General features: G+C 41.6%; 8 protein-coding genes and 1 riboswitch. Of the genes, 4 read left to right on the top strand and 4 right to left on the bottom strand.

The annotated features are described in order from the left end of the window. Positions 1-336: 336 nt before the first annotated feature. Entirely contained in the window at positions 337-762 is a 426-nt protein-coding gene (locus BMZ06_RS16800) for a pyridoxamine 5'-phosphate oxidase family protein (RefSeq protein WP_089753772.1), read from the bottom strand. A gap of 235 nt (positions 763-997) precedes the next feature. Here BMZ06_RS16800 and BMZ06_RS16795 point away from each other — a divergent pair, with 235 nt between their 5' ends. Beyond that, entirely contained in the window at positions 998-1,858 is an 861-nt protein-coding gene (locus BMZ06_RS16795) for an alpha/beta fold hydrolase (RefSeq protein ID WP_089753770.1), read from the top strand. 36 nt (positions 1,859-1,894) lie between these two features. Here the strand turns inward: BMZ06_RS16795 and BMZ06_RS20835 are convergent, their stop codons facing one another. Together BMZ06_RS20835 and BMZ06_RS16790 are read right to left on the bottom strand one after the other, a co-directional pair. Then, on the bottom strand, positions 1,895-2,038 hold the full coding sequence (locus BMZ06_RS20835) for a hypothetical protein (protein WP_175477917.1): 144 nt from the start codon (positions 2,036-2,038) through the stop codon (positions 1,895-1,897). A gap of 208 nt (positions 2,039-2,246) precedes the next feature. Then, positions 2,247-2,933, bottom strand: coding sequence for a class I SAM-dependent methyltransferase (locus tag BMZ06_RS16790; protein WP_089753767.1), 687 nt, complete (start codon positions 2,931-2,933; stop codon positions 2,247-2,249). A gap of 258 nt (positions 2,934-3,191) precedes the next feature. Next, positions 3,192-3,365, top strand: a riboswitch (cobalamin riboswitch). Positions 3,366-3,513: 148 nt separating this feature from the next. Between BMZ06_RS16790 and BMZ06_RS16785 the strand changes: the two genes are divergently transcribed. The 3 genes from BMZ06_RS16785 (at position 3,514) to BMZ06_RS16775 (ending at position 7,103) form a co-directional block, all read left to right on the top strand. After that, complete coding sequence (locus BMZ06_RS16785) at positions 3,514-5,748, top strand: ribonucleoside-diphosphate reductase subunit alpha (RefSeq protein WP_089753765.1); 2,235 nt, start codon at positions 3,514-3,516, stop codon at positions 5,746-5,748. Between the two features lie 16 nt (positions 5,749-5,764). Continuing rightward, entirely contained in the window at positions 5,765-6,805 is a 1,041-nt protein-coding gene (locus BMZ06_RS16780; RefSeq protein WP_089753763.1) for a ribonucleotide-diphosphate reductase subunit beta, read from the top strand. A gap of 202 nt (positions 6,806-7,007) precedes the next feature. Next, positions 7,008-7,103, top strand: a complete 96-nt coding sequence (locus BMZ06_RS16775; protein ID WP_139205849.1) for a putative holin-like toxin — start codon at positions 7,008-7,010, stop codon at positions 7,101-7,103. Between the two features lie 170 nt (positions 7,104-7,273). Here the strand turns inward: BMZ06_RS16775 and BMZ06_RS16770 are convergent, their stop codons facing one another. Next, positions 7,274-8,938, bottom strand: a complete 1,665-nt coding sequence (locus BMZ06_RS16770; protein ID WP_175477919.1) for a YndJ family protein — start codon at positions 8,936-8,938, stop codon at positions 7,274-7,276. Between the last annotated feature and the right edge of the window lie 21 nt (positions 8,939-8,959).

The raw sequence follows: 8,959 nt of genomic DNA, 5'->3' as shown, positions 1-8,959 counted from the left end.
AGCGCTCCATGATCGCAAAGGGGCGGAAGGGAACGGCGAAGACTCCTGCGGGATGAACATGATCGGTGAGATCCCGGAAGGCGAAGCCTGAGGAAGCTCACCACAGAAGAGGTTCGACTAAGAACGCCAGGTCATGTGGCAACGTCGAACGACCCTGCGTCGTGCAGGGCCGGAAAGCGAAATCGTCCCCCGGAGGACCTTCCTCATGCCCAATATTTCGAAATCGAGTCTTACAGTATACGGCCCTTTACTTTAATAGCGTTATTTAACAACGTATCGAAATAAAAAAAAGCATTTGAGATTGTATCTCAAATGCTTTTTATATCTGTCGGCTTATTATAAATCCAGTGATTCAGGAGTATCTCCGTCTGCATTCATTAGACGGATTGTTTCAGGCATAATCTCAAGAACAATGTAATCCGGATCCCCTTTTCCTGAGAACCAGCGCTCCATTTGTTCTGTCCATAACCAGTCCTTCATCTTCTGATCATCGCGTATCTTAGCCTGACCTTGTACTTCTAAATACGTATCTCCGTAACCTTCACCTTCATAGCCTAATAAGATATGAACATGAGGGTTTTCCTCGATTTCCTCCGCTTTATGAGTATCACGGTCTGTCGGTGTGAAGAATGTGAATTCATCATCATTTGAAAATGTCATGTAACGAGCATGAGGTTTTTTATCCTTTACTGTTGATAGTGTTCCTACTTTATGCTGATCCATAACGTTATAAATTTTTTTCTTTAGTTCTTCTTGATTCAATGGTATTCTCCTTTCATCTAGCTGGTTATAATTCCAGTTTTCCCCTCGTTTTGTTAAATATAAACATCGCAGTAGGTTATTTAGCTGCTGATCCATAAAGCGCTTGGAATGGAGAATTTGGTGCAGTTTCCCCTTTCTCTGCAGTGGGTATGCTAAAGTTAAGCTGTTATTATAGTTGACTCTTAATGTTTTTTTTATTATATTTCAGCGATAGTAATTTTCAGGAGGAAACGTCATGTTCTTGAATGTGTTCAGTAATAAAAAGAAATTCACCCTCATTCTTCTCTCTTCCCTTCTTTTAGGGATTTTTATATTTTTAACAAATTCTAAACCTACAAGTTCAGAGAAAAACGGAGAAATTACCCCCACCGTCTTCATACACGGTTTTAAAGGAGGCCCTGGGACCTTTAATACAATGATGAACCGTCTAGAGCAGCAAAACGCGGGATCTACGCGTATGGTGGCTTATGTATCCCGACAAGGACACGTAACCTTAAGAGGAAGCCTTCCACCTAACATGGAACCATTCATTCAAGTTCTTTTTGAGAATGATCGCGCCAGCTTAAAGCAGCAAACTATATGGCTCCAAGAAGTCCTCCACCGATTAAAAGAGCGTCATAGTATTCAGCAGATTAATCTAGTGGGCCATTCCATGGGGGGACTTGCGGCCACTAACTTTTTACTTCATTATCAGGAAGATCAATATCCTGTTGTTCAGAAATTAGCTGTTATTGCCAGTCCCTATAAAGGAATTAAAAAAGAAGGTTATTTTGAAGTGCATTCGAGTCCGGCCGCTAACGATCTGAAACCGGACTCTGAAGCTTTAAATTCTATTTTCCTCAGAAGGGAGTTCTTTCCTAAAGGTGTAGATACACTTGTTATAGCAGGCGTTATTAATCCGTACGAAGAAGAGAGCAAGCATTGGGATGGGCTTGTGCATGCTTCAAGTGTAAGAGCGTTGAAATCAATTGTACCCTTCGGCAGTTACCGAGAAGAGATTGTATTTGATAAATCCGCCACCCATTCTGGTTTGCACGAGCATCCCGAGGTAGATCGGTTACTGGGGGAGTTTCTTTGGGGAAAGCCAAACGAATAGAAAAGAGACCAGCCTGAGAAAGCCGGTCTCTTTTCTTTATTTCCGATGAAAAACTTCAAAAAAATCTAGAAATGCTTGGAATATGGCTACAGATTGGAAAGTAATCAAGCTTAACGCCGTCAATGAAAAGAAACCGATAAATAAATACCGCACAGAAAATATTGCATGGACCCAAGCCACCGCAATCCCTCCTCATTGAATCACTATATGAATCGTTGTTCCTTATCATACTCCTTCTAACGAAATTTTCAATCGCTTTTTTTGTCGTAATACGGACCCTTAAACTAAGTCCATGATTTTGTTCAACAAAGAGAAACAGAACCGTGGGCTTTTCCTTATATTTTCTACATAATCAGGTGCTAGTCCGCAATTTTGTTTTTATCATGATTTAGTTTTTCTTTTCAAAGATAAAAATCCACATAAATGTAAGGGCCTGCTTTAAATCTTCATCCAGATGTGCGACTTGATTCTCATCAACCCCGCGTTTATACACCCCTTGACCTCCCGCATATTTCCAACCAGTTTCTTCAGCCAGTTTAGCAAGCTCCCATGGCATCATCGTGTTGCAAATTACTTTTTCACCATATACTCTTGGATAGCTATTTATCCTCGGCATGGCCGTCGGTCCAAGTATTCCAATACAAAGCTTGCCTCCCGGACGTAAGATCCTTTTCATTTCCTCAAGTCCCTGATGAGGAACTTCAATCCACTCCAGAGAGTTAATAGCCATGATGCCATCAAAGCTTTCTGTAGCGAAAGGCAGCTTTGTCAAATCTCCCTGCGTAAAGTCTAACCCTTCTGTTTGTAATCTTTTCACTGCTCGTTCAATCATATCCTTCGAAAGATCTACTCCAGTCACCTGGTACCCTTCTTCATACAATTTATAAGAGCCATATCCGTCTCCACAACCCAGGTCAGCAACAGCCTTCCCCGTGGGGAGGTAATTTTTCAGAAAGGGAATAATCGTTTTTCGGCTCCCCTCCTCCCACATTGTCTGACTTCGTTCATTCCAAAATTCCGCCCGTTCATCCCACTGTTTTGCGGCTTCCTGGTGCCAATTAAATGTTTGGTCCATGATTACGAATCCCCCTGTTTATCTATTTCCGTTATTATTGTATAGTTCACCATAGAGTGTTTATTACCTTTATTATAATGAAGCGATCTTCATTTTAAAAATTTTTCAGGACAGAAAAAAGAGCAATAAGAGCTTTTTGATGGAAAAATATAGTTTTTTCAAAATTGAAATCTCATTAAATCATTTGCACTTTCCTTTCATCTTCGTTATGATATAAACACAATATAAGCTAATAAAATAATTAATTAATACTATATATAGTATTTGCGAATTAAAGATGCCATCAGGCTTAATAGGGAATCCGGAAAAAGCCGGAACTGCCCCCGCAACTGTTAGCGTTCGCGAAATGGATTATCCACTGTGCCCAGGTACGGGAAGGACCAGAGTAGAATCGAACGTAAGTCAGGAGACCTGTCTTTATTCGCTGAAGTTTCAACTTCTTCGGGGATTGAGAAGATGAAGCGATAGAACGAGGTGTTCGTATGATTTATTTGCCTCGTTCTATGGTTTCATCCGCTCAATAAGTGAGCGGATTTTTTTATGTCTTAAATTACCTATGAATAAAAAGGAGCACGAATACATGAGCGTTCAATCTATGCAAACAGAATGGGAGCAGAAGCTAATCAACATTCAAAAAGAGTTTCCTCATTTGGATGTGGAACGAATACTAAAGAAAGTTCCAGGGCTTGGATTGGATCAGATGAGTGATGAAGAGCAATCCAAAGCATTAATACTTGAGTGTTTGGCTGAAATGGACGAGTCAGCACCTGATTGGACTTTTGCCGCGAGCAGGATTCATTTGGACCAAATGTACAAAAATTCCGCTTACAACCGCATGGAGGAGAAGGCCTATAAAGGGTTTTATTCATTAATCGAGATTTTAACGAATGAAGAAATCTATTCAAAATCCTTACTTGCTGATTATTCCAAAGAGGAAATAGATCAGCTTGAAGCTGCTATTGTCCCTGAGCGTGATTATTTATTTACTTATATTGGTCTTAAAACTTTAAGTGATCGATACTTAGCCCGCTCCAAGTCCAAAGACATATATGAACTTCCGCAAGAACGATTTATGATCATTTCGATGGTCATCATGGCTCAGGAAAATAAGTCAGCGAGGCTTGGGCTCATAAAAGAAGCCTATTGGGCTTTAAGTCATCTATATATGACCGTCGCCACCCCTACTCTCGCTAACGCAGGAAAAAGGTATGGCCAGTTGAGCTCTTGTTTTATAGACACAGTAGACGACAGTCTCCAGTCTATTTATGACAGCAATACAGATATAGCGAATTTGAGTAAACACGGTGGAGGAATCGGCATTTATCTCGGCAAAATCAGAAGCCGCGGAAGTGACATTCGAGGATTTAAAGGCGTTTCTTCAGGCGTTATACCTTGGATGAAGCAGCTGAATAATACAGCAGTCAGCGTAGATCAGCTCGGGCAGCGGCAAGGAGCGATTGCCGTGTATCTGGATATATGGCATAAGGACATTGTTCCTTTTCTTGACAGCCGTTTAAACAACGGTGACGAACGACAGCGCACCCACGATTTATTTACCGGCGTATCGATACCAGATATGTTTATGGAAGCTGTAGAAAAGCGGGAAGACTGGTATTTATTCGATCCTCATGAAGTTCGTGACGTTATGGGCTTCTCTTTGGAAGATGCTTATGATGAAGAGCGTGGCAGTGGTACCTTCCGCGAAAGGTACGAAGCCTGTGTAAATCACCCAGATCTATCGAAAGAAAAAGTAGCTGCTATAGACATTATGAAAAAGATTATGGTAGGTCAGCTCGAAACAGGTACACCTTACATGTTCTACCGAGATGAAGTGAACCGTATGAATCCGAATCGTCACGCAGGGATGATTTATTGCAGCAACCTATGTACGGAAATCACTCAGAACCAGAGCCCTACCCTCCAGGAAGAACAATATTTAGAAGAAGGAAAAATTATAACGGTTAAAAACCCGGGGGATTTTGTAGTATGTAATCTCTCCAGTGTTAATCTCGGCCGCGCTGTACCAGAAGGAGTCTTAAGGCGTTTAGTTTCTATTCAAGTAAGAATGCTGGATAACGTGATTGATGAAAATACTATCCCGGTTCTGCAGGCTCAATTGACAAACCAGTCATATCGAGGCATTGGTCTTGGCACATTCGGCTGGGCTCACCTGCTTGCTCAAAAGAAAATAGCATGGGAATCTGAAAAAGCCGTAAATTATGCTGAAGAAGTGTACCAGGCAATTGCCTATTACACCATTGAAGCCAGCAGCGAATTAGCAGCCGAGAAAGGGAGTTACCCTTTATTTGAAGGGTCCGACTGGTCTACAGGAGAATTCTTTCTTAAACGGGCGTTTGATCAAAATGAGGATTGGAACTGGAATGCCTTAAAAGATAAGGTTCAGAGAGATGGGATACGGAATGGATATTTAATGGCCGTCGCTCCTAATTCCAGTACTTCTCTGATTGCCGGAAGTACAGCGAGCATCGATCCAATCTTTAAACGTTTTTATTCAGAAGAGAAGAAAGATTATAAAATCCCAGTGACAGCCCCGGATCTTAGCCCGGAAACGTTCTGGTATTATAAATCGGCCTACGATATAAACCAGCATGCAAGCATCCAGCAAAATGCCGTACGGCAAAAATATATTGATCAATCCATCTCATTTAACCTATATGTTCGAAATTCTATACATGCTAAAGAACTATTAGATCTCCATATCGACGCGTGGAAATCAGGTTTAAAAACGACCTATTACACGAGATCTACTTCAAGCCAGGGTGAATATGACGAGTGCGAAAGCTGCTCATCATAAAAGGAGGATAAATCAAATGAATGAAACCATTCAAAAGCGAAAACTAGTAGACCACCAGGCCCCTAACGCTTCTACCGGCATCATTAATGGCAGAAGTTCTAACGTCCTAAACTGGGATGATACCCGCTATTCCTGGGCATATCCTATGTATAAAAATATGCTGGCGAATTTCTGGATCCCAAATGAAATTAATATGAGCAATGATTTAAAACAATGGGCAACTCTTTCTGATCAGGAGCAGGCGACGTTTAAGAAAATCATTGGACTGCTTGCCTTTTTGGACTCTATTCAAACGGACTACTCCGGAAAGATAGCTGACTATTTAACCGATTCCAGTTTATCTGCGCTCATGCAGGTATTAGCTTTCCAGGAAGTAGTCCACAATCAATCCTATTCTTATGTCCTATCGACTCTTGTGGATCAGGATGAACAGGAAGAAATTTTTGAATACTGGAAGCACGATGATGTGCTTATTGAAAGAAATCAGTTCATTACAGATGGGTACCAGGCTTTTGCAGATGATCCTTCTGTAGAAACCTTTTTAAAGTCTATCGTTTATGATGTTGTTCTAGAAGGTTTATTCTTTTATGCAGGTTTCGCTTTCTTCTATAATCTAGCACGCAACAATAAGATGGTATCGACGAGCACTATGATTAACTATATAAATAGAGATGAACAGATTCATGTAAGCCTATTTGGCCGGATATTTAATGAAACATTAAGTGAAAACCCGCAACTGGACGAAAAAAAATACCGTCAGTTTGTCAAAGATACATTCCAAGAGGCAGTCGAACTTGAAATCAAGTGGGCTCATCACATTATAGGAGACCGCTTCCCCGGTATTCCGATCGGCGACTTGGAAGATTATATTCGATTCATGGCCAATAAACGATGCCGCTTACTGGGAGCGGAAAAGCCTTTTCCTGAGTATAAGGAAAACCCTTTAAAGTGGATTAAAGCTTATCAGGAAGTCGATGAAGGCAAATCAGATTTCTTCGAACAGAAGTCCAGACAGTACACTAAAGTTTCCGAAACCAATGGCTTTGACGAACTTTAAAACTAAAAAAGGAAAAATAAACCACCTCAGGTCATCCATAATTTGGATGACCTGAGGTGGTTTAATATGGTACGTTCTGGCTATTTTTGCATTTAACGCGAACAAATGTTCTTGTTTATATTAAAAATATGGTATCCTTATATATAGATACCGTTCTCTAAGGATTAGGTTAGGTGGCGATAGAAAAGGAGTGATGCCAGTTATGAGCACATATGAGGCGCTTATGGTTATGTTGGCGTTCGGGACATTTATCATTACACTCCTGGCGCTGATCATAAAAATGAACAATAATAAATAGACCCTTTCACATATGTGAAAGGGTCCTCAACCGAAAAGAAAAGAACGGTATCCAATCAGGTCACAGTCGCAGCTGTGACCTGATTTGCTTTTATTATAGCACACTCCGCTTACACCGAAAGCAAAAAAGCAACGATCTTTTATTTCTATTGGCCCGTCGTTTATGGAGTACTATCCGGCTCGTCTTTCTTTCATCTGATATTGTACATGCAAAAGATGAATATAACCAAGACGCAGGTAAAGATCCCCAAGCAGGTCTCCTTCTGTCTTCGCTTTTTTCACGTGAAACATTCCTCGTACTGGAAGCCGCATCGTCCACTCCCCTACTGTGAAGTAGATGCCTTCATCTCCCCGGACATCTTCACGCCGCATAGTTTCTAAAAGCAGCCCGCCTTTTCCATCTTTCTCAAACCGCCCAATAACTGTCAGGACTCCATGTGATACAGGGAAACCTATATTAAAATAGGTCTCACCTGCATGTTCATGAAAAGAATATAAAGCTGTATTTAGCGGTTCCTTTGTTTGTTTATTACGTGTTATCCACGCTCTTACCGAGTTTCGACCATCCTTATAATCAGATATAGATATGGCTTCTCCTTGAAGTGCCACGCATCCGGATGGCGGAAATCCCCATCGGCTTATTCGGCCGGCTATTGATCGAAATCCTCTGGCCCATTCAATAGACGCTTGAACATGAAAGTCACCGGTATATAGGAACCACCTTTTTACCAGTGGATCAATGTATTCCGAATGAAAATGACGACTGTTAAAAGGACTCCAGTCATGAACAAGCCCTGTCACATATTCATGAGAAGCTTCCCAAGGTTTATAATCTATTTTAGGATTAATACTACCTCGTTCCGCACGTATACGACTAATAGGAAAAGCGGTGTAGGCATGCCTTTTTGGAGCATGAACGCCGCGCCAAACCAGAGCAGATAAAATGGAAAAAGCGGACGCTATCCACAGCCCCTGATAGCCAACTATTGTATTCAACTGCAGCCAGTAAGCTTCTAACCAGATGTTCAAGTTAGTGAATAGAGCAAGCAACATAGTTCCTAAAAGAAGGAGAGATGCTGAACGCAAAGCCATTCCAATCCACAATTTAAAATAAACAGAGAGCCAAAACCACCATAAACAAAGCCAGACCAGAACTAGGAAATAAACCCCTGCTGCAATTGATTTAAAAGGAGCCTCCAAATTTAAACTAGGGCCAGCAATTAAAGGACCCGCCACCACACCGGCTGCTAACCACAAGTACGGTGTAACCATAAAACTCTTCCTAATTCTGTTACATTCTGCACGGTAGCGTCCAAAGAACCCCGTCACCAGCGGTACCACGAAAGCCGCATAATGATAGTGAACAACTGTGAGCTGAAGAATCGTCTCTGAATATGGTAAGATACCAGTCCATCCCGCACTGGAACATACCAGCCATCCTCCTCCAAACGCTATGTAAATCAAACCAATATCAATGACAGTTTCTTCAACCGGTCCGAGTCCTCTGCCCAACAACCTCATGAAACCTCCAAAAGCAATCAGAAGTGTATAAAAAAACCAGACAGCCGCCCACCACCCTGCTTCATTTCCTGACGGCAGCGAAATGGCGATCATACCTGCAGCTGAAAAAGGTAAAGAGCAGCTCATCACGCTCCACAGCCACTTCTCCGGGCGGCTCCCCTCTGCACTTTGAACGGCTTCTTCCAGTAGCAAGGGGACAAGTACAAGAAATGCAAAACCTAAGACCAGATCAATACCGCTTCCTTGAAAAAATATTACCCAGATAAGAAATAAAAATGCTCCAGCAAGGGCATTCCAACTTCCGGGATTTTTCACAAGATTTCCTCCCCCTATCAT

The organism is Halobacillus alkaliphilus, from assembly GCF_900113125.1.
Lineage (GTDB): Bacteria > Bacillota > Bacilli > Bacillales > Halobacillaceae > Halobacillus > Halobacillus alkaliphilus.
Note: the sequence above shows the minus strand (reverse complement) of the source record. Positions and strands in the feature narration are given on the sequence as shown.